Annotated in this window: 20 protein-coding genes and 1 pseudogene; 10 read left to right on the top strand and 11 right to left on the bottom strand. The window is 59.5% G+C overall.

The window, feature by feature from the left end; genetic code table 11:
* Positions 1-24: 24 nt before the first annotated feature.
* The 3 genes from JL39_RS09235 to JL39_RS09225 form a co-directional block, all read right to left on the bottom strand.
* Positions 25-1,071 carry a TRAP transporter substrate-binding protein gene (locus JL39_RS09235; protein ID WP_037148920.1) on the bottom strand — a complete coding sequence of 349 codons (1,047 nt, stop codon included), beginning with the start codon at positions 1,069-1,071 and terminating at the stop codon, positions 25-27.
* Between the two features lie 314 nt (positions 1,072-1,385).
* Positions 1,386-2,228, bottom strand: a complete 843-nt coding sequence (locus JL39_RS09230; RefSeq protein ID WP_152601089.1) for a MurR/RpiR family transcriptional regulator — start codon at positions 2,226-2,228, stop codon at positions 1,386-1,388.
* Between the two features lie 292 nt (positions 2,229-2,520).
* Entirely contained in the window at positions 2,521-3,474 is a 954-nt protein-coding gene (locus tag JL39_RS09225; protein ID WP_037148917.1) for a LysR family transcriptional regulator, read from the bottom strand.
* A 93-nt stretch (positions 3,475-3,567) separates the two neighbouring features.
* Between JL39_RS09225 and JL39_RS09220 the strand changes: the two genes are divergently transcribed.
* Positions 3,568-4,527, top strand: coding sequence for an MBL fold metallo-hydrolase (locus JL39_RS09220; protein ID WP_037148915.1), 960 nt, complete (start codon positions 3,568-3,570; stop codon positions 4,525-4,527).
* A 252-nt stretch (positions 4,528-4,779) separates the two neighbouring features.
* Here the strand turns inward: JL39_RS09220 and JL39_RS09215 are convergent, their stop codons facing one another.
* The 3 genes from JL39_RS09215 to JL39_RS09205 form a co-directional block, all read right to left on the bottom strand.
* Complete coding sequence (locus JL39_RS09215; protein WP_280114086.1) at positions 4,780-5,190, bottom strand: LysR substrate-binding domain-containing protein; 411 nt, start codon at positions 5,188-5,190, stop codon at positions 4,780-4,782.
* Positions 5,187-5,891, bottom strand: a complete 705-nt coding sequence (locus tag JL39_RS09210; protein ID WP_037148914.1) for an IS6 family transposase — start codon at positions 5,889-5,891, stop codon at positions 5,187-5,189. Before JL39_RS09210 ends, JL39_RS09215 begins: the two co-directional genes overlap by 4 nt.
* A gap of 120 nt (positions 5,892-6,011) precedes the next feature.
* Positions 6,012-9,155, bottom strand: coding sequence for an autotransporter outer membrane beta-barrel domain-containing protein (locus JL39_RS09205; RefSeq protein ID WP_081952769.1), 3,144 nt, complete (start codon positions 9,153-9,155; stop codon positions 6,012-6,014).
* A 111-nt stretch (positions 9,156-9,266) separates the two neighbouring features.
* Here JL39_RS09205 and JL39_RS30895 point away from each other — a divergent pair.
* The 3 genes and pseudogenes from JL39_RS30895 to JL39_RS09195 all read left to right on the top strand — a co-directional run.
* A pseudogene (locus tag JL39_RS30895) lies at positions 9,267-9,842 on the top strand (IS5 family transposase); the annotation flags it as partial.
* Positions 9,843-10,044: 202 nt separating this feature from the next.
* The gene (locus JL39_RS09200; RefSeq protein ID WP_037148912.1) at positions 10,045-10,293 is read left to right on the top strand and encodes a type II toxin-antitoxin system ParD family antitoxin; all 249 of its coding nucleotides are present in this window, start codon (positions 10,045-10,047) and stop codon (positions 10,291-10,293) included.
* Positions 10,290-10,580, top strand: coding sequence for a type II toxin-antitoxin system RelE/ParE family toxin (locus tag JL39_RS09195; RefSeq protein WP_037148910.1), 291 nt, complete (start codon positions 10,290-10,292; stop codon positions 10,578-10,580). Before JL39_RS09200 ends, JL39_RS09195 begins: the two co-directional genes overlap by 4 nt.
* 524 nt (positions 10,581-11,104) lie before the next feature.
* Here the strand turns inward: JL39_RS09195 and JL39_RS09190 are convergent.
* Together JL39_RS09190 and JL39_RS09185 are read right to left on the bottom strand one after the other, a co-directional pair.
* Positions 11,105-12,091, bottom strand: a complete 987-nt coding sequence (locus tag JL39_RS09190) for an NAD(P)H-quinone oxidoreductase (RefSeq protein WP_037148908.1) — start codon at positions 12,089-12,091, stop codon at positions 11,105-11,107.
* Positions 12,092-12,103: 12 nt separating this feature from the next.
* Positions 12,104-12,640: a hypothetical protein gene (locus tag JL39_RS09185; RefSeq protein ID WP_037148905.1), complete on the bottom strand. Its 537-nt coding sequence runs from the start codon at positions 12,638-12,640 to the stop codon at positions 12,104-12,106.
* 116 nt (positions 12,641-12,756) lie between these two features.
* Here JL39_RS09185 and JL39_RS09180 point away from each other — a divergent pair, with 116 nt between their 5' ends.
* Positions 12,757-13,671, top strand: coding sequence for a LysR family transcriptional regulator (locus tag JL39_RS09180; RefSeq protein ID WP_037148902.1), 915 nt, complete (start codon positions 12,757-12,759; stop codon positions 13,669-13,671).
* A gap of 373 nt (positions 13,672-14,044) precedes the next feature.
* Here JL39_RS09180 and JL39_RS09175 read toward each other — a convergent pair whose 3' ends face one another.
* Genes JL39_RS09175 through JL39_RS09165 form a run of 3 tightly spaced genes read right to left on the bottom strand, consistent with a single transcriptional unit; the run spans position 14,045 to position 16,530 of the window.
* Positions 14,045-14,374, bottom strand: coding sequence for a hypothetical protein (locus JL39_RS09175; protein ID WP_037148899.1), 330 nt, complete (start codon positions 14,372-14,374; stop codon positions 14,045-14,047).
* Between the two features lie 57 nt (positions 14,375-14,431).
* A complete protein-coding gene (locus tag JL39_RS09170) occupies positions 14,432-15,871 on the bottom strand; it encodes an ATP-binding protein (protein ID WP_081952768.1) in 1,440 nt (479 codons plus the stop codon).
* Positions 15,868-16,530: a response regulator transcription factor gene (locus JL39_RS09165; protein ID WP_037148897.1), complete on the bottom strand. Its 663-nt coding sequence runs from the start codon at positions 16,528-16,530 to the stop codon at positions 15,868-15,870. Before JL39_RS09165 ends, JL39_RS09170 begins: the two co-directional genes overlap by 4 nt.
* 104 nt (positions 16,531-16,634) lie before the next feature.
* On the opposite strand from JL39_RS09165, the gene dsbD reads away from it, so the two are divergent.
* The 5 genes from dsbD to JL39_RS09140 all read left to right on the top strand — a co-directional run bounded on the left by dsbD (position 16,635) and on the right by JL39_RS09140 (position 21,281).
* Positions 16,635-18,479 carry a protein-disulfide reductase DsbD gene (gene dsbD, locus JL39_RS09160; protein WP_037148895.1) on the top strand — a complete coding sequence of 615 codons (1,845 nt, stop codon included), beginning with the start codon at positions 16,635-16,637 and terminating at the stop codon, positions 18,477-18,479.
* A complete protein-coding gene (locus JL39_RS09155; protein WP_037148894.1) occupies positions 18,479-19,294 on the top strand; it encodes a TlpA disulfide reductase family protein in 816 nt (271 codons plus the stop codon). The genes dsbD and JL39_RS09155 overlap by 1 nt, the downstream gene beginning before the upstream one ends.
* Positions 19,291-19,986, top strand: coding sequence for a L,D-transpeptidase (locus tag JL39_RS09150; protein WP_037148892.1), 696 nt, complete (start codon positions 19,291-19,293; stop codon positions 19,984-19,986). Before JL39_RS09155 ends, JL39_RS09150 begins: the two co-directional genes overlap by 4 nt.
* A gap of 1 nt (position 19,987) precedes the next feature.
* Positions 19,988-20,599 carry a DsbA family protein gene (locus JL39_RS09145; RefSeq protein WP_037148890.1) on the top strand — a complete coding sequence of 204 codons (612 nt, stop codon included), beginning with the start codon at positions 19,988-19,990 and terminating at the stop codon, positions 20,597-20,599.
* Positions 20,600-20,972: 373 nt separating this feature from the next.
* A complete protein-coding gene (locus tag JL39_RS09140) occupies positions 20,973-21,281 on the top strand; it encodes a type II toxin-antitoxin system RelB/DinJ family antitoxin (protein WP_037148883.1) in 309 nt (102 codons plus the stop codon).
* Positions 21,282-21,341: the final 60 nt, after the last annotated feature.

The following is a 21,341-nucleotide window of genomic DNA, read 5'->3' as shown; positions in this document are numbered from 1 at the left end:
CCTCTCCTTCGCCGGTCAATGGTGTCAGAGGCCGAGTTCTACGCCGACCGACTTCTTCCATTCAGCTTCGCAATCGGGAGCGACGGCGTTGCACTGCTTGGCCCAGGTCGGCAGGGAGACTTCGCCAACTGCAGCGGCGACGGTCTTGAGATCGGCTTCGGAGACCGCAGCCTCAATCAGTTTGTAGGGCTTGCCGCGTTCGCAGGGGGGCTGCCCGGTATTGCAGTGCATGGCGTCTTCATAGAGCTCCTTAGAAAACGCCCAGATATCTGCATTAAGTTCGTTGATGGCGCCTGCGAGCTTTGTCTGCTGTTCCGGCGTGAATTTGGCCCAGCTGTTCAGATTGATGGCGTACCCGTTGACCGCCAGCTGCAGCGCAACGGGCAGAACGGTGGTTGTGGCCTCAGGCCAGCCGCCTGAGTTTGCCGAGGCCGGACCGGTGATGGCGCAATCGACCACGCCGCGTGACAGGGACTGTTGCACTTCGCCGAACGGCATGGAAATGCCTGTGGCGCCGAGTTTGGCGACAAAGTTTGCCGCGCTTTGGTCGCCGACGCGAACCTTCATGCCCTTGAGGTCGGAAAGTCCCTTGACCTCAGGCTTACAGAAGATGATCTGCGGACCAGCCGGCCAGACGCCCAGAAGTTTGGCGTTGAACTGGCTTTCCAGCCGGGCGCCGACATAGCCGCTGAAAGCGTCAATATGTTTCTTGCCTGCCTCGAAGCTGGTGTTGAGGCCGACGAGATCGAGGCCCAGCACGGAGGGCTCGTCACGGCTAACCTGGGGACCGCGGATCGAGACGATGTCGAACAGGCCCGACTTCAGGATGCGCAGCCCATCGGTATCGGGAATGCCGGCGACGTCAACGGGCAGGTATTCGACCTTGATGTCGAGCCCGGTCTTCTCGGCCAGCGCCTCGAAAAACGGCTTTTCCTTCTGCTGGGCAATGAGGCCTGATCCCGAGGGCTGGCCCAGCACGCGCAGCGTGATGGTTTCGGCTCGCGCAGCAGCGAACGGCGAGGTGGAAAACAACAATGCACTCGTCAGGGTGATCATGAGGCGGTTGAACATGCGATTATCCTTTCTTGGCCAACAGGCGCGGTGTTCAGAAAATCAAATTCACACTTTCGGACGCGATCGACATCGGGGTAGGCATCAGCATCAGCGTTACTATTGCCTGAAATTCCAGCAGTTCGTTCCCCGGCGTCTTATGCGCCTTTCAGTACCGATATGGAATGCAGATTTCATGCCAAACGTAAAGAAACTGTAGTTTCATATTTTGAAACAGATACTTGAGTTCAGGATGATACAAAACCAATCGTGAAACCAAGTTTTCTTTAGATTAAATAATGACCGATCATTTCATGCAGGTGCACAAAAGCGGCTCACAGCTCTTGGAGGCTATCGTTCAACACTTCGATACCGCGTAGACGGTTGCGCCCCGAAACGCCTGAGATTTCGATGCAGCGCGTGGTGATGAGATGGCACAGGGCCATGACCGAGACGTGGTTGAACAATGGTCCCGGAGCCAGGGTCTGGCATCGGAAATGCCAGGTGGCGCTGGAGAGAAAGGAGACCCCCTCATCCGTCACGTAAAGCAATCTTGCCTTGGACTTCTCGATCTGCCCGAGGACGAGGTCCATGCGGGCAATACGCCGGCGTAGGCCGAAGACGATCACCACGTCATCGCCTGACAGGCTGACCAAATGCTCACCCAAAGTTTGGCCACCGCCGGGAATGGCGACGATGTTCTCCACAACCTGTGTCAGTTGCCACTGCAGATAGCTTGCGAAGGGATGACTGGCGCGAAAGCCCACCACCCAGACCTTGCGCGCCTGAACAATGGCCGATGCGGCGGATGAAATCTGGCTATCCGATATGGCCAGGAACGTCGATTCCAGATTTGCGACGCCCTGGGCCACATGCGCTGCGACGGACTGTTCAGCGCCGGCATCCGCCGCTGTTGTCAGGAACAGCCGCGAACCGGTCTGCTTTTCTGCTCGCGCATGGCGCCGCGCTTCATCATAGTTTTCATAACCTAGACGCTGGACGAAACGCGAGACGGTTGCCTTGGACACATGGGCAAGGGCCGCCAGTTCCTGCGCAGAATAGCTCGCGAGTTCGCCGGGAAAATCGCAGACAAAATCCCCCAGGCGCCGTTCAGCCGGATGGAGACGCGGCAAGATTTGCCGAACACGGGTTAGAAACGATAGCTCTTTGGTGCGCACAACTGATCCCATGAAATTCCAGTTTCATGACTCTAGTTGTGATGCGCTTGGTTTGGGATGGCAAGTACGTCGGTGTTGTCAGCTGCCGATATGGTGGAAACCCGCTCGGAGCTAAGGAGTGTGCGAGGCGCTCCATGTCGAGATGCTCTTGAAAGAGAGCAGCCAGTATTCGTTGCAAGAGGTTGTCGCTTTTTCGTGACTGCGTGTTGTGCAGTTGACTCAAATCACGGGGTCGATGGTTCGAGTCAGTTCAAGGCGAGGCCCCGAAACACACGCTGATCATTACGAAACGTCAGGCCGCAATATCCGCGACATTACCCCCGTTCGTCCTCAGCATGGCCTCACGGATTTGCTGCCGCAACCATGCGCAGCCAAGATCGCTGTCTGTCTGAAGCGGCCAGACCATAGCCACCGGTGGAAAAGAAAGTGCCAAGGGCACCGCGCTGACCTCGAGCCCCAACAGCGGCCCGTAACGAAGCGCGATGCGCGAAGACACGGTGGCAATTACCGCAGATGAACGCGCCGTGGCCAATATCGACATGAAATCGGGGGCTGCCGCCACCACTTCCAGCTCTGCGCCCGCATGATCCAGCGCATCCTTAACGCAGCCATGCAGGCTGTCAGTTTGGGAGATCACCGCGTGTTGTGCCGCCATATACGCATCCAGACCCACAGGGTTAGAAAGCTTCAGCAATTGCGGATTGAAACAGCACAATACGCTGGACTGATACAGCGGCTCGCTATGGTGCCGTGAGTCCGGCAGATAGCTGCACCCCACAGACAGATCGATGACGCCCGCATCCAGCATCGCGTCGACCTCCGCCGCATCACCACCGCGGGCGAGAATGCGGATACCCGGCGCGATATCCCGCAGCCGTGCCGTCAGATCGGGCAGCAATAGCAGTTCCACCTCGCTGGAAAGTCCCAGCCGGAATGTACGTTGCTCGGTGGCCGGATCGAATGCATCCGCCATCAACACCGCCGCCTGCGCCTGCCGCAGAGCCTGCCGCACCGGGCCGGACAAATTCAGCGCTCGTGCGGTGGGCTTCATCACCTGTCCTACACGGATGAAAAGCTCATCCTGAAAAAGCGTGCGCAGGGTCGATATGTTGTGGCTCATCGCAGGCTGCTGAATTTTGAGCCGTTGCGCCGCGCGGGTCACGCTCATCTCTTCCATCATCGCGTCGAAGGCGACGAGAAGATTGAGGTCGAAGGAACGTAGATTGAAATGATCAATGACTTGCATGCGTGGTATCGATTTGATTGCTGACCGAGACATCCTTAGCTCAAGGGCAGGAACTTGCAAGCCGTTCCACACCCTCACCCAAGGAGCAAAGCCATGCCATCCCGCCGTTCCATTCTCAAAAGCGCTCTGACCGGTCTGGTCACAGCACCCTTCGTCGCACCATCAATCGCCTTCGCCAAGGCACCCTATGCCGCTGTTCAGGCACCGGGTTTCTACCGGCTGAAAATCGGCTCCGTGGAGGTCACGGCGCTGTCGGACGGAACTGTAGCCCTGCCGCTTGCCAAGCTCTACACCAACACCAGCGAGCACGATGCACAAAACGTGTTAAAAGACGCGTTTCTGCCGGAAATGGTCCCAACCTCCGTCAACGCTTTCCTTGTCAACACTCGAGAAAGACTGGTGCTGATCGACGCAGGCACTGGTGCCTATCTAGGGCCATCGCTCGGCAAACTCGAGTCCAACATTGAGGCTTCCGGTTACAAGATGGATGACATTGATGATGTCGTCCTCACCCATATTCATACTGATCATTCCGGCGGGTTGATAAGAAATGGCAAACGCACCTTTCCCAACGCCACATTACGGGTCAATGAACGCGAGGCGAAATTCTGGCTGAGTGCGGCAAACGCCAAGGCGGCGACCGGCATCGTCAAGCAGCATTTTGGCGAGGCGGATCAGTGCGTGACGCCATACGTTGAAGCCGGAAAATTCGAAACCTTCGCGGACAACGCAGCGCCCGTTCCCGGTCTTGGTTCCATTCTGTATGCGGGACATACGCCGGGTCACAGCGCCATCACGCTGGAAGGCGGAGGCCAGAAGATCGTATTCTGGGGCGACATCACTCATGGCGATATTCTGCAGTTCGATGAACCCGGCGTCGCTATCGAATTCGATATCGACCAGAAAGCCGCTGTGGCTGCACGCGAGGTTGCGTTCAGGCAGGCGGTGGACGGCAAATATCTGGTGGCAGGCGCGCATATCGCCTTTCCGGGCATCGGCCATGTCCGCAAAGACAGCACGAATTACGACTGGCTGCCCATCAACTACGCTTAAGATCTGACAGCCGGCTGTCATCCGGCGAAACAGGCGGATCCGTGAAGAGGCTCCACAACAGCCTCTTCTTCCATAGTGACGAACGTCGTTTTCGCCGCGGGTCTTGCCAGTCTGACCTTCTGGAGCCGCGTGCCCATTCTCAGCAATCTGCGCCACCTGGGCCTGGTTTGGGCCCGCCGAACCAGGGAATTGCTGGGCGTTATAGGTGCCCAACCCGACGCACAAAACCCAGTGAGCTCTAGCTACTGACAGCTAGGACGACGTCAGTCTATACGCGCGAACGTGGTCAATGAGCGCGCGCAGCTTGGGCGCCATATTCCGGCGATTGGGGAAGTAGATGAAGAACCCCGGAAAGGGCGGCAGATAGTCGTCTAACGCCGTGATCAACTCGCTGCGGACGATATATGGACGAAACGTCTCTTCGAGTGCAAATGTGATGCCGCTGCCGGCGAGCGCGGTCCGGACCATAAGATGCAGATCGTTTGTGGTGATTTGCGGTTCGACGGCGACGTCGAAAGGTATGCCATCCTCCTCGAACTCCCATCGATACGGCGCAGCACTTGGAGACGGACGCCATCCGATACAGCGATGATGCACGAGTTCCCGAGGTGATGTCAGGTTAAGTCCCGCGGCTACGAATCGGGCATGCTGCGGAGTGATCAGGCGGCAATTCCAGCGACGCCCTTCCAATGGGCCATCGCTGCAAGGCGATGTAGATGGATGTTGAAGGCTGAGTGCCGAGATCGTGCTGGGACGAAGAGATTTCGGACAGCAGAGAAGATGCTGACGAAACGTTGCAGTCCGCCTGGCGAGCGAAATCGCTGCATCACCCGCTCTCGTTTCCGTAGAGGAAGATGCGAGTTTTCGGCGCGGTTGTTCAGCCCCTTGTGTGATCGATGCTCGACTGTGGGCATCAACTGCCGACGGGCCGCCCTATAAGAGCCAAGCTTGTCGGTGACGATGCGTTTCGGCTGACATCCCTGCTTCTTCATCAACCGGATCAGCAGGCGCCTGGCAGCCTTGGCGTTGCGGCGGGTCTGGACGATCTCGTGGAGTCCATAGCCGTCTTGATCGACCGCGCGCCAGAGCCAGTGCTTCCGGCCACCGATCATCACGACCACCTCGTCCAGATGCCAAATATCATCCGGATTTGGCGGCTTCCGACGCAAGCGAGCGGCATAGTCCGGGCCAAACTTCTTTGCCCAGCATCGGATCGTCTCATAGGAAACCATGATGCCGCGTTCCAACAACATTTCCTCGACCAGACGCAGGCTCAATGGAAAACGAAAATACAACCAGACCGCATGGGCGGTCACAGCGCGAGGAAAACGATGGCGCTTGTAGCTAACTGGGCTCTTGCTCATCACCGCGAAATAGCCGCAAATCTTTCAGCCCAAGTTAACCTGACATCACCCCAGAAGCTATTGCAATCTTCGTTTGATATTTTCGTATTGTCGATCTTGTCTCCGATCAATCTTTGCAGCCTAGAATTTGACATTCAGACCTATTCTCCCAGTCAGGGTATAGCTGTCCCCGAAATTGTTCAGACTGGTGTCGACCGTGGCCTCGCCATAAAGGGCATATTTATTATTGCTCCAATTGTAAGTGCCGCCAAGGCCGAGGCCGCCCCAGAGCGGGTCCTGTTCGCTTGCGAGCTTGACACCGGAAAGCCTGACATCCGAATTCGACTGAAAGTCGTAGTAGAGGTTCGCGATGCCATAGCCATGGAGGCGGCTTGTCTGACCCGTGCCGTCAATCCAGTTATCCTCGTAGTCGACGGAGATACCGAGGCGTCCCCTGAGGTTGTGGGCCTCCGTCAGCGAAACTGTGCTGCCGAAAGCGTCGGTGAAGTCGTCGTAGTCGATTGCCGAATAGGTCAACTGCGCCTGCGGAGTAACTGACCAATTGGTATCGAGCGCCATCTGTTGGCCGGCTTCCAGCCCGAATGCATAGCCGAAGCCATCATTGCCCGAAATCAGGCTGGTGCCGGCAGTGGAGGAGGACAGATCGCTGTCGTACCAGGTGGCGTTCGCCTGGGCGTCGAGATAGAAGCCGGTTTTCCCGTGCCAGGTCATCGATCCGCCGACACCATAGCCCGTGCTGTTGATCGACCCGCCACCAGAACTTGAGGACACATCGGCGGAGATGGTGCCGTAGCGCACAGAAAAACCACCGATGAGATCGCCTAAGTCTCCGGAATAGAGCTGACCATCCGCCCCGACCTGCAATTGCCAGATATCTGCGTCGTAGTTGGCCCTGGTCGTCGAGTCCCTGGGATCGATGCTGGTATGGCGGCCCAAGATTCTCCCCCAGATACCGCGCCCGGCTGTATCGGCATTGGGCGGCGCGTCCGCCGTAACCGAGCCGTCAGACCACGAGCGGTTGCCCAGGCGCTGTTGCAGCGTGTCGAGTTCGTTGAAGCTCTGCAATACCCCGGCATAGGCCTCGTAGATCGGAGCACCCGGCTGGTAGAGTGGAGTATCAGGCGCATCGGAATTCAACAGGACCGAGCGCAGATACCAGTCACCATCGGCGGGCGTGCTGACGCCGCCCTGATAAAGGCGATAGGCATAAGCACCCGCGACTACGGCCGGGTCACCTTCGAACGTGTAACTGCCCAAAAGTGTGAAGCTTCCGGCTGACGTGCCGACGACATCGATAATCTTGATGCCCTCGCTGGTTTGCGCCCCGGCGCCGCCGACATTGATGACGTGAACATCGGTGCTGCCGGACGTGTTCCCGGTAACGACCAGCTTATCGGTAGTGGAGCTGTCGTCTCCGAGCACTGTCTCGATTTCCAGGGTACCGCCATTGCCGATGTAATTGCCGGAAACAGTCAGCGTGCCGATCGAATTGCCGGGCGCGATGACGCCGCCGACAAATTTGGTGGTTTCTCCTCCCTGGCCGATGCCCTGAAGCCGCCCGCCTCTGACTTCCATCGCGCCGCCAAGAATACCGTTGACCGAAAGGATGCCGTTCTGGACCTGTGAAACACCGGTGAGGCTTGAACTGTCGGCCGTGAGGATAGTCTGCCCCGTGCCGATCTGATAGACGCCCCCCGTTCCCGAAATCGTCCCGCCGAACGTCACGACGTCCGAACGGTTGAAGGCCAGGATGCCGTTATCGGTCACGTCGCCAAGGATAGAGCCCGTCGTTCCGCCGTCACCGAGCTGCAACGTGCCGTCGGTGATGGTAGTGCCGCCACCATAGATGTTTTCGCCGGTCAGGGTGAGGGTGCCCAGGCCGTCCTTGGTCAAGCGGCCGACGCCGGTAATTACAGGAGCGATGCCGATGTCATGGCCATCGGTATCAATGATGCCGCCACCAGCTCCCAACTGCACCTGCTGAGTGCCATAGTTGGAAAAGAACACGGCATTGTCATCGATGGCTCGCACGATGCCCCCATCGAGCGTGAGATCCGCGGTTCCCATGCCGCCCCGAAATCCACTGGTTTCCAATACCCCGCGAGCACCCGGCGTGCCGTTAATGTTCAGCGTTCCGATTGCATCAGTTGCCGAAACACCAAGCCAAACCCCGGTCTTTGCGAACACCCGCCCCCCGTCGTCAATGGTCATCGAGCCGACGCCGAAATTCCCCAGGGTGAGGTTAAAATCCGTCACCTGCCAGCTGGAGCCATTCCCCGTCACGGTGACACTTCCATCGCTGCCGACACTGGCGCCGACATAGCCTTGGTTGCTGATGACGGCAGCGCCGTTCTCGACGCGCATAGTACCCGTAGCGAAGCTCCCGATCGTCAGCTGTCCCGTGTTGAGCCAGTTCGAGCCTGGGCCAGTCACAACTGCATCACCAGTGTCTGAATCACCGACGATACCCAATGTGTTCGAGACACTGCTGCCGTCTTCGATACGCAAACTTCCGTTGTCGATGGTCAGCCGTCCGGTATTTTCCCAGGACGACCCGGGCCCTGAGACCAATGCATTGCCGTGGAATGATTGGCCAAGGATAGCATCGGTGTTGACGATAACCTTGCCGCCGTCGAGGATATTCAGTGTGCCGGCCCCGCCATCGCCGACCGCGAAATAGTCGTTATTGATCCAGGTTGATGCATTGCCGCCAGCGTCGGTGCCTGAGATAGTAGCAATGCCACCTACGACGCCGCTGCTGTTGGTGACAAGGCCGCCATCCTCGATAGTGAACGTTCCCCCATCCGTACCGGTTTCCGTGGTCGTCAACGTGGATCCTGTTCCTGTTACGGTCACCGTCCCTCCAGACCCTATGGAGACATTGTCGCCTTCAGCGGCGTTGCCGGAAATCACTGCGTTGCCGGGGTCGACTTCGATAGAGTTGGAGGCATCCGGCACGGTGGACGTGTCCCAGTTTCCGGCGTCGAACCAATCGTCGTTCCCTGCTGCGCCGGTCCAGGCAGTCTGCGCCAAGGCAGGGTATGCGGCGCCAGTGATCAAGCAGCCAATCAACGCAACGCGCGGCAGGCGCAGATTGTACCATCTGGTGGCTGGTTCACATCCGGTTCGCACCCGCATGGGTGAGCTTGACGAAAAGAACCACGTGCAAGCCGCCCCGATCGGCGATGGATGAAAAAAGACCCCGCGCATCGAGGCAACTGGAATGAATTCGGGGCTTCTGGCTGAACCCTGGAATTTGCGCATCGTCCTTCTCCGTGACAACAAGTCTAAAAGGACGCAAAACCAAACCTCCCCGAATGACAGCATCTTCTGGTTAATCGATAATAAATCGCGGGTTGTATTTCTAGCACGGCCATCTATGGTGCTGGCCAATGGCTGGAAGAAAAACACGGCGTAAAATCCCGACGCAGCTGGCGAAAGCTGCATCTAGCTGTTGACGCCGACAGTGGGGAGATCATTGCACATAGTCTGACAGATCAGGAAACCGGCGATGCCTCGCAGCTGGAGCCGTTGCTGAATCAGATCGACGATGAGATCGACCAGTTCACTGCCGATGGAGCTTATGATGGCTATCCAACCTACGACGCAGTTCTCCGTCACAGCGCAAACGCAAGGGTCGTCATTCCACCGCGCTCGAACGCTGTTGAACGGCCCAACATCCAAGCATCCTGCCAGAGAGAGGATCACACAGCATCCATGCAGGCAGATGGTCGACTGAAATGGCAGGCATCGGCCGGCTATGGTAAACGAGCTTTGGTTGAAACCGCGATGGGTCGATACAAGGGCGTCATTGGACTGCGTTTGCACGCTCGGTCATTCCTCGCTCAACAGACAGAGGCTGCGATCGGCGTCGCCATCCTGAACCGAATGCTTGCCTGCGGACGCCCGAAATCCGTTCGTTGCCAAGCCTCGACGGGGGCAACCAAGTAATCGGCCCATCAAAGACCGACTTCCGCACATTTGCTGATACCCGCACCAACGCCACGCGGCAACCAATTTTTTGCAACGGAGCCACCTCCTGCGTGCGGCAGCCCCGGCCGCCACGCGCAGGAGGCTGACCTTGCTGGCCGCACGATAAATTTTGCCATTGTACCAATTTTTGGTATATAATTAAAAGATAGGAGATTCCGACATGGCTCGAAACACATCCATTTCGCTTGGCGATCATTTCGCCACTTTCATTGACACGCAAGTCCAGGCGGGGCGCTACGGTTCGGCCAGCGACGTGGTGCGTGCAGGCCTGCGCCTGCTCGAAGAGCACGAGGCCAAAGTGAAGGCATTGCATGCCGCGTTGATCGAAGGTGAAGAATCCGGCCCTGCAACCGCCTTCGATTTCGACGCCTTCAATGCGCGCAAGCGCGCCGCATTTGAGGCGAAATGACCGGCTTCATACTGTCCCCCGCCGCGCAGGCCGATGTCGAGCGGATTTGGGACTACACGGCGACACGGTGGAATGTCGATCAGGCAGAGCGATATATCCAGAATATTAGGGACGCATGCCGCGCACTGGCCGCCGGCACCCGCGTCAGCCGCCCCGTCGATATTCGCGAAGGATACCGGAAAGTCTCGGTCGGCTCCCACTTCATCTATTTCAAAAGCAACGATACGGGGCAGATCGTCGTTATCCGCATCCTTCATCAAAGAATGGACGTCGATAACCGTCTTTGATGGCTATGCAGGCCACGCCACAGGCTCACGCGACAAATCCTTTACCGTTCCCCGCCCCGCCGCGTCTTAGCGGTGCATCAGACTCTTGACGCGCCAGATGATCGTAGGTGACGCAGGTCGCCGCGAATGTCGCGCCTGTGGGCGACGGAACGAATGCGTCATCGTGTCCGTGGCCTCCTTGGAAACCGAAGCTTCGGTGACCAGTTCGACCGGTTGTTCAATATAAGGAGCGCATTTCTGCTTGGTCGGCCAATGGGTGACATAGCAGCCGGGACCCCGTCGACGCGCGGTCGCTGGCAAGGCGCGTGGTGTGTGCGAGAATTGAACCAGCCAGAAGCGGCGCGTTCCAGTCGCGAGAGCATTATCTTGACGATCTGCTGGACGCGGGCCTGCAGCTACCGTAGATGCGTTTCCTCGCGTGGGCCACCAACGCGCGGAATCGTCATTGAAATTCTCCCTTTAAATCGCGGGGCGCCGGTTCGAATCCGCTCAAGGCGATTGGTCGGACGCGCCGTGTGCCTGCGTCATTCAGGAAAATCAGTCAGAACGATCTTCCCAAACAACCCGCCGGCCTCCATCCGCCGATGGGCTTCCGATGTAGCCGCGAGCGGATATACCGCTCCGATGACCGGCTTAAGCACTTGTCCCACCAGCGGCAGTACTTGTTCTTTGAACCGGCGAATCATTGCCCTTTTTTCCGATCGTGACCTCGATTTCATGACCGTGCCAATCAGTTGCAGGTGGTTGTGAAGAACGACGCCGAGTGGAATGATGGCGTTATCATCGCGCCCCAACAGGCCCACTTGGACAAGCTGACCACCGGGAGCAAGACTACGAATGTTGCGGGCGAGGTAGGACCCGCCGACAAAGTCGATGATCAGATCGACCCCGCGAGACGCCGTCGCATCAACAACTTCCGCCTCGAAATCCACCCGCTTGTAATCAAAAACAGCATCGGCGCCAAGTGACAGCACGTTGTCGATATTGCTTGCCGAAGCAGTGGCCAGGACAGTGGCTCCGGCAGTCTTTGCAAGCTGGACGGCAGCCGATCCGATACCGCCTGCAGCAGCATGAACGAGAACGGTCTCGCCTTTTGCGACTTGTCCGAGATGTGCAAGCGCTTCCCAGCCCGTGATGAAGCTTTCCATAACTGCGGCAGCCTCCATGAAGGACAAGCCGGCCGGAATGGCAACTGCCATTCCACTATCGACGCGCGCATACTGGGCATATGCGCCCCCACCAACGATGCCCATGACACGTTCCCCGACAGCAAAACCGCTAACGGTGTCTCCAATGGCCACGACTTCGCCAGCGACCTCAAGCCCGAGAATAGGGCTGTCTCCGTAGCTCTGCGAGCCATAGACGCCTTCGCGTTGAAGAAGGTCGGCGCGGTTGACACCAGCCGCCACGACCTTGATCAGAAGATCGTCTGGGCGCAATTCGGGGATGGGTGCATCGGCGAGGCGCAGAACATCCGCGCCTCCGAAGTCATCGAAGATGATCGCCTTCATTTGGATATCTCCTTACTTGGAAAGGGCCCGGCGGGCGATGCTTGCAGCAAAGAGAGGTGTCTCACGACTGTTGTGGTCGCCGCCTGCGGCCTGACGTGCTGCTGCAGCATCTTCGAATTTGATGCTGTGCTCGCTGAGGAAAGCCATGAACACATCCGTCGGATGGGCGGTAACCCTGTTGGTATAGCGGGTCCTGCCATCGTCGATCTTCTCGGCAATCAGTTCCCAAACGACATTGACCTGGGTCCGGCCGTTGGCTGTGAAGACATCGGAGATCGAGTTCATGCGGCAGTAGGCAGGCTCGGCGACCTCAGCCACATAATGCTGCACGACGAGGCCCGAGCCGATCTGCTCAACATTGATCGACATGCGACGACCGTCGTCGGTCCATGTGACGCCGGCTGCAATGTGATCAGGCGGGCAGCAGCGCAGGTATTCGGCTTCGGGCAGGGTGAAGAGCCAGTCGGCAATGTCGATCTTTTCGAGCGGAACGTCGATCTCTGCGGAATAGGCGGACTGGGAGAGAATTGTATCTAAGACCTTGACCATTGGAGTGTTCCTTCTGTTTGTTGGGCTGCCGCCCGTTGACGAGAAGGAAAGTGCTCCGGATGCCCGCAGATGATAACGAACTGAATGGTCGAAACGGTTTTGCGCTGTAGGCAAAGATGAGAGACCCACGGTTCGCAGAACATCTCGCTGTTTACGTCGATGTTGTCCGCAGTGGGAGCTTCTCTGCTGCCTCTCGGCGTAGGGCTGTCACGCCTTCGGCTGTCGTTCGACAGATCGATTCGCTCGAGCAGGATCTGGGCGTTACTCTCCTTGTTCGCTCGACACGGGCGTTGTCATTGACGGATGCGGGCCATCACCTCTTTGAACGCGCCCAGCGCCTGCTCGATGATCTGGCCGATACCCATGCTGAGGTTGCCGCCTTCGATAGTGCGGTCAGCGGCACGCTACGGATCGCTTGTTTCCCGACTTTCGGGAAACGCTATGTTATTCCTGTTCTCGCCTCGCTAGCGCAGGAACACCCGGGCCTGCATGTCGAGCTGGATCTTACCGAGCGGCTGGCTGATCCCGTGGCCGAACGGCTCGACCTAGTGGTGAGGATGGGGGAGCTTGCGGACAGCTCCCTGATTGCCACGAAGCTTGCTCCGCTTGACCGCATCCTCGTTGCAAGCCGTGGCTATGTCGAACAGCATGGCGAGCCGGAAGACGAGAATGCGCTCCGCCATCATCGCCTTCTCGACAAGCTCCATGGCAATGATCTGCTCGGATGGTCTGACATTCTCGGAAGCCCCGCCGGCGAAGCCTGCAAACAGGTGACTTTCCGGTCCGATGATTTTGAAGCGCTAAATAGCGCCGCGATCTCCGGAATGGGGGTGGCCTTTTTGCCAAGCTGGGTTTCGGGGCCATCCGTCCAGGCAGGTGATCTCATCCGGCTGAAGCTCCGCGGCGAGCGATGGAACGAGCGATCGTCAGGCATCTATCTCCTGCGTGCCCTCCAGGTGCCGTCCGCCAAGGTCAGGGCGTTTACGGAAGCACTCAAGGCCCATATCGGCGTACCGCCGCGGTGGGGTTGAAGTGGGGAATAATAACGGCCGGCAAATCAAAAGCTTATGAAGTCAGTGCTCCCACAACTTGTCGAGTGACGGTTCGATTCTCATCAAGAACCCGCAAATAAAACGGTGTTTTTCGCTCCGAAGTTGCAGTGAGCGCGAAATTGTCGGCTACGAAGCGTTATCGGGTTGTGGAGGAGCTTCAACTTCGCCCACCATTGGATAATGTTTGGTAAAGCTCCAGCAATGTTATTCGGCGCTAAGCGAATGCACCGCAATGCTTCCGGCAAGGTCAGTAGGGAGACAACGAGCCTGAAAACGTCTCTGCCGCCTTTACAGCCTCCAAACAGTGTGGGTGCTGCCGATCTGCCGATTTCTATGCAGATTTAAGTCGTTATCAAGTTCCACCAAGAATTGTTATGGAGCAGACATTCTGGGCCGGTCCGCCGCCGAGATTATGCGTCAGCGCTTGTTTCGGATCTCTGAGCTGGCGTTTGCCGGCCTGGCCGGTCAATTGCAGCCAGGCTTCATAGAGCATGCGAAGGCCCGATGCGCCGACCGGATGGCCGAAACATTTCAGGCCGCCGTCGATCTGGCAGGGCAGGCTGCCATCTGCATCATAGAGACCGTCGAGCATGTCCTTCCAGGCGCGCCCTTCGGTGCTGAGGCCGAGATCCTCCAGTGTCACCAGTTCGGTGATCGAGAAACAGTCATGCAATTCGGCCATGCCGATGCTCTCGCGTGGATCGGTGTCCGGCGGAGGGGATGCGAAGCAGTTTTACGATCATGGCGCGCTCCTGATCGGCAATTCGATCCTGCCAGCGGGATGCTTCAACTGGACGCGGGTCTGAGACCGTCGGAGCGGAAAGCAGGCTCTTGCTGTAAACCAGCGGCCGCCTCTCTCGAACGTCAGGCTGCCCCCGAGACGATCGAGCGCCATCTGGACGATCGACAGTCCGAGCCCGCTCCCGCGGCCATGGGCCTTCGATCCTCTGAAGAAGCGTTCCGTGACACGCTGCTCTTCCGCTTGCGGGATTCCCGGTCCCTGATCCAGGATCTCGACGAAAGCCTCGCGTAGACCCGCGACGATGCGGCACCTGACTTCCTCGCCTTTCGGCGAATGCTGGATGGCGTTCTCCAACAGATTGCGGATCGCCAGACGGACCAGGACCCTGTCACCTCGCAGAATGGTCGGGCGCTGCGTCTGATCGGCGAGTTCCACCGCCACGTGGACGTCGTTGGCCGCGAGCTGCGTCTCCAGTTCCGAGGCGATCTCGCCGAGAAGGACGGCGATGTCGACTGGCTCGTCTTTAGAGGCACCCTGCGAGGCATCGACGGCGGCAAGATCGATAAGTTGCCGGACCATCCGGCTGGTTCGGTCGACGCTGGTGGAGATGCGCGATAGCGCCTCGCGCTGGACGTTCTGGTCGTCGGTCCGGAGAGCGATCTGCGCCTGGGTCTTTAGCCCTGCGAGCGGCGTCTTCAGTTCATGGGCGGCATAGGCCGTGAAGCTCCGCTCGCGGTCGCGCGCTTCGGCCACGCGACCGAACAGGCTGTTCAGCGCCCGGATGACCGGGCGCACTTCCTGCGGGACCGTGCCGTCGTCGACCGGATGCAGTTCGGAGGCGGAACGGCCTGCAAGTCCTTCGGCAATGCGGGTCAACGGAGCGAGGCCGCGACCTACACTCAGCCAGATCAGAGCCGCCAGGACCGGGAGAATGACGATTCCGGGAAGAAGAAGCCCCTTGATGACGTCGCCGATCAGTCGGTCACGGATTTCGAGACTGTCTCCGACCAGCACGCGAACGCCCAGCGATGGATTGACGACGGCATAGACGCGCCACCGCTCTCCGTCGATCTCGGTCTCCTCGAAGCCATTGGTGTGGCTGGCCAGCGAGGTCTCGGGCGCGCTCTCGGACCGGCTGACAAGGTTGCCTTGCAGCGACCAGATCTGACAGGAGAGCTGCCGGCTGTAGCTGCCGCTGGCTTCCTCGAACGGTGGAGGCGGAGCATTGGCGGTTGCCGCGTGTGCCGCCGCGGCAGGATCTATCCGATGATCCGTGATCAACGAACTCACCATCCGCGCCGCTTCCATCAGGCGGGCGTCGAGGACGCGCTCGACCTCGGCTTGGGTGCTGACATAGATCCAGGCCGCGGCGAAGAACCAGACGGCGCCGGTCGTGGCAAGCAGGATCGCAAAAAGTCTTACCCGTATGGAATTCATTGCGCCGCCCTCAGCCGATAGCCCGCGCCACGCACGGTCTCGATAATCGACGCGCCGAGCTTGGAACGGAGCTTGTGAACATGAACCTCGACGGTGTTGCTTTCCACTTCCTCCTGCCATCCATACAGTTTCTCCTCGAGGTTCGACCTGGACAGGATGACTCCCGGCGTCTCCATCAACGCCCGCAGGATTACGAACTCCCGTCGGGAGAGGGGGACGGCGATGCCGGCACGCGATGCAGACATACGTGCCGGGTCGAGGATCACGTCCTTCCATTCGAGATGTCCGGCAGCCCTGCCGTGCCCGCGGCGCACGATGGCGCGAAGCCGGGCAGCGACCTCGTCGAGATCGAAGGGCTTGCCCAGATAGTCGTCAGCTCCGGCATCCAGTCCCGCGATCCGATCGGCGACCTCGTCCTTTGCGGTCAGGAGGAGGACGGGTGTGCGGTCGCCGGATCGGCGCATCCTTGCCAGCACGTCGAGCCCTGATCCGTCGGGAAGCATGAGGTCGAGAATGATAGCGTCGAAGCTGTCGGCATCAATGGCCGCGTCGGCGTCGGCAACCGAGGTCACGGCATCGACCGTGAAGCCGCACATCTGCAGCCCGACCTTCAGACCGTCCAACAGGATCTCGTCATCTTCAACCACCAGCAGGCGCATCACATCCTCATCGCAGTTCGTTCTCCCCCTGCTCCCGTCACCTTAAGGCTGCCTTAAGGTTGGGAAGCGAGACCGCCGCTCCAACCAAGCTACGGAGCGGAGCCTTGCGTTTCTTCCTGTCGGTATCATGTTTCATTCTGACCTTTGCCGCCGCCGCGGCCGCGCCTGTCATTGAACCGCCGCTGCCCATGGAGAAGGCTTTTCGTATGGAAGCCCGCCGCGACGGTCCTGACATCGCATTAAGATGGCAGCTTGAGGACGGCTACTACCTTTATCGGGAATATCTGAGTGCGACGGGAGACGACGGAAAGCCTGTCGAAATGTCAACGCCGCCCGGCGTCATCAAGGACGATCCCGGATTTGGAAGCACCGAGGTCTACTACGGCACGGCCACCGCGACTCTCGTCGCCCCGACGGCGGGTATGTTGAAGGTGACCTACCAGGGCTGCCAGGACGGCGGTCTCTGCTACCCTCCGACCACGGTCGATATCGATCCCGCTACGCTCGCACAAGCTATGGATCCGGCTGCTGACGGGCCAGTTTCGCCAGCAGGGCCTCAGTCACAGGCAGCCTTTCCACTCGTGTCCAAGGCGGCGGCGGAGCCGGTCGACCGTCCGGGCATCCGCATATCAGACCAGTCGGCCAACGGGGTGGTCGGTTCTCTCCTCGACCGCGGCGGCGTGCTGTTTCTGATTGCTGGGTTTCTGGGTCTTGGCGTGCTGCTGGCATTCACGCCATGCGTGTTTCCGATGTACCCGATCCTCGCAGCGACGCTTTCGAGGGAAGGCGAGAGCCTTTCTGCCGGACGCGGATTTGCCTTGTCGCTGACTTACGTCCTCTCGCTCGCTGCGGCCTTCAGCCTCTTCGGCGTCGTCGCCGCGTGGTGGGGCCAGAGCTTCCAGGTGGCACTGCAATCGACCACCGCGACGCTCGTCGTCGCCGCCATCTTCATGGCGCTCGCCCTGTCCAGCTTCGGGCTGTTCGAGCTGCAGCTTCCCTCCTTCCTCAGGAACCGGGTCGCGCCAGCCCGCGGTTCCGGGGGGTCGCTGGCGTCTTCGGCGGCACTCGGGTTTTCCTCGGCGCTGGTGATCGGCCCATGCGTCACGGCGCCGCTAGCAGGTGCGCTCCTCTACATCGCGCAGACAGGAGACGTTGTTCTCGGCGCGACGGCACTTTTCGCACTCGGCGTTGGCAAGGGAATTCCGTTGATCCTGATGGGGACGTTCGGCTCGGGTCTTCTTCCCCGCGCGGGGCAGTGGATGGAACGCGTCCGGCAGGTCTTCGGGTTCCTCTTCCTCGCCACCGCTGTGTGGCTTGCGGATGGTCTCCTGCCGGCCGGCACCGGTCTGCTATTTTGGTCTGTTCTGGCGATCACCTTCGCGGTCTTCATCGGCGCGTTCGACCAGATGAGACCCGAGGCGGGTGGTGCCGCGCGGCTTGCCAAGTCCGCAGGCCTCCTCGCAGGTCTCTATGGGGTCCTGCTGGCGATCGGCGCATTTTCGGGCGCAACCGATCCCTTGAAACCTCTCGCGCCCATCGCCGCTGCGCGGTCCGATACGACAACGGCGAAGAAAATCATCAAGGACTCGTTCCAGTCCGCCGCCTCGGCCGCCGAGCTGTCCTCGCTGCTGAAAGCCGATGCAAACGGCGCTTCGTCGCTTGTCTATTTCACGGCCGACTGGTGCGTCACGTGCCGGGTGATCGAGCGGTCCGTCCTTTCGGACGCCACGGTGGCAAACGCGCTTGAGGGCGTTCGCCTGATTTCCGTCGATCTCAGCAAGATCACCGAGGCCAACCGGTCGCTGATGAAGGAACTGCAGGTCATCGGCCCCCCGACGATGCTGTTTCTGGACGCCGGCAACAACGAAGTCCAAGCCAGCCGGCTGGTCGGTGACATCACCACGCAGGCCGTCGCCGCCTCTGCCGCGTCGCTCAAGGAAAGCCTCTGATGAACGCCGTATCTTTCGGCCCTTTCGCGTTCGATGCGGAACGATTCGCTGCCATCGTGGGCATGATCGTGTTTCTTGCCGTGGCCGCCGTCCTTGCGCACCGGGTCGACGACAGGCTCGGTCGATGGTCGTCGTGGACGACGCTCGCGGGTCTCGCCGCGGCGCGTCTGGGGCATGTCCTGCAGCATCTCGACAGCTTCGCTTCAGAGTCTTGGCGCGTCCTGGCTGTGTGGCAGGGCGGCTTCTCCTGGAGCGGAGGCGTAGCAGGCATGGCCCTGATGATGGTCGTGCTGTTCCTGAACAGCCGGAAGCTTGTCGCATGGGGTGCTGCAAGCGTTGCGGCGGGCGTCCTGGCAGCAACGGCGACCGCGGCATTCACCTATTCCAGCACGCAGATCCCACCTATGGCCTCCACTTTCCGAGCCCTGACCGGCACCCAAAGCACGGTCGGCGGCAAGGGACATCCCACGGTGCTGAACCTGTGGGCGACCTGGTGCCCGCCTTGCCGCCGCGAGATGCCGATGATGGCCGAACTCGCCGCCAGAACGTCGGATGTCGGCTTCGTCTTTGTAAACCAGGGAGAGCAGTCGGCAACAGTGGCTGACTCCCTTCGGAACGAGAACCTTGACCCGTCGGAAGTCGTGCTCGATCCGCAGCTTCTCCTGAGCCGCCATTATTCGGCAGTCGGGCTTCCCGCCACGCTCTTCCTGGCAGCCGACGGCACACTGATCGGATCCCATCTCGGCGAGATCTCCCGCGAGGCTCTCGCACAGAAGATCCAGGAACTTAAAACTCAGGAAGGAATATCGGAATGACACCTGCCCGAGTGATCGCTCCGCGGCTCCCGCTGATCGCGCTGCTCCTGGTCATGGGGCTGTCGGCCTGTGCCCAAACGGCTTCGGAACCTCCGAAAATCGAAACCCCGAAGGGGGATCCGTCCCTGGCCGGCATGTATGCGCCGATACAAGATGGGAAAGAGACCATTCCCGGCGTCGATGTCTCCAAAATGGATCCGGAGAACGTCCGTCAGGTGGTGGATTACAAGACCGGATATCCGCCGGGCACCATCGTCGTGGACCCCTATGCCAGGTTTCTCTATCTCGTCATGGAGAACGGCAAGGCGATGCGCTACGGCGTCGGCGTCGCCAGGGCCGGCATGGAATTCAAGGGCGAAGCCGATATCGCCCGCAAGGCCCAGTGGCCGGGCTGGGTGCCGACCCAGAACATGATCAAGCGCGATCCGGAGCGCTACGGCCCTTTGGCGGCGGGCCTGGAGGGTGGCATCAGAAACCCTCTGGGGGCACGTGCCCTCTATCTCTACCAGGGAGGGAAGGACACGCTCTACCGTATCCACGGGACCAATGAGCCGTGGACGATCGGAAAGTCCGTGTCCTCAGGCTGCATCAGACTGTTGAACCACGACATCATCGATCTTAACCGCCGCGTGCCGAAGGGCTCGAAGGTTGTCGTGCTCGGACCGGAAGAATCTGGAAAAGGAGAAGTATGAAATGATCACCCGCAGAAACCTGCTCGCCGTCACCGCCGGCGGCGCCGCTCTTGGCGCCGTCCTCCCGCGCTTCGCCTTCAGCCAGGAGATCACCGAGAAGACCGTCTTCCATGATCCGGACGCACCGGTTCTCGGTAATCCCGGAGGCGACGTCACCGTCGTCGAGTTTTTCGACTACCAGTGTCCCTACTGCAAGAAGATTCATCCGACGGTCGAGAAAGTCGTCCGGGAGGACGGCAATGTCCGGCTCGTGCTGAAGGATTGGCCGGTCTTCGGTGGCGCCTCGATCTTCGCTGCCCAGGCTGTTCTTGGTGCGGCACAGATCGGCAAATACGAGACAGCCATGGAAGCCCTGATGAAGACGACAGGAAAGCTGACGGAAGAAGACGTCGAGAAGGCCCTCACGGGCGCGGGCCTCACCATGAAGGAGATCGCGGCGGCCGTGAACACGCACACCGCCAAGATCTCCGGTCTTCTTGACCGGAACTACAACCAGGCGCTCGCCTTCAACTTTGCAGGCACGCCTTCGTTCGTGATCGGGCGTACCACGTTCGCCGGAGTGCTCGACGAAAAGGGGCTGAAAGAGGCGATCGCCGAGGCGCGGGCGGCTTGAGCGGATGGATTTGACGACGTACCGGTTCTCGAAGCAGACCCCGGCAGGGCTTTCGTCGGTCAATGCCCAGGCGGCATAGGGAGCAGCGCAAGTCAGCACCCGTCGTCGCATAAGGCTGCCGTAAAGCGGGCAGGCTTGGAAGCGGCCTAGGAGATCAACAGAGAGTACCAACATGGCATACGACATCAGAACCGAGGCGAGAACGAGCTATTCAACCAGAAGCCGGGTAGTCAGCGTGCTCAGGTCGCTTCATCTCCCGACTGCGAGCACGCAGATCTGCGGTCCTATGTATGCAGAAACATCTCCCGCATGTAGAGAATGCTAGTATTTGTCATTCGATTGCATTACATTTTGCCTGAAAGAGGAATCGCTCATGGCCGCAAATGCTCTTGTTCAAACTCGCATCGATGCCGAGGTCCGGGATCGTGCGTCCGCCGTGCTTGAAAGCATGGGGCTGACAGTTTCAGATGCCGTGCGGATCCTGCTGACCCGAACTGCCAACGAAGGCTCTCTCCCGCTTGAGCTCGTGACTAGCAGCGAGGGACATGATGCCTGGTTCCGGTCGAAGGTGCTCGAGGCGCTGAATGACACCCGGTCCGACATTCCGGACAATGAGGTCGAGGCCCATTTCGCGGAGCGTCGAGCAGCGGCCCGGCGCAGAGCACGCGACCTGAAAACGTGAAGCTCGTCTAGTGTGACGTCCCAGAGATTATGACTCGTTGAGCAAAGGTGTTGGATAAGA

The sequence above is a fragment of the Rhizobium sp. YS-1r genome (genome assembly GCF_000757525.1).
Lineage (GTDB): Bacteria > Pseudomonadota > Alphaproteobacteria > Rhizobiales > Rhizobiaceae > Neorhizobium > Neorhizobium petrolearium.
The sequence above is the reverse complement of the archived record's forward strand: the minus strand, read 5'-3'. Positions and strand labels throughout refer to the sequence as shown.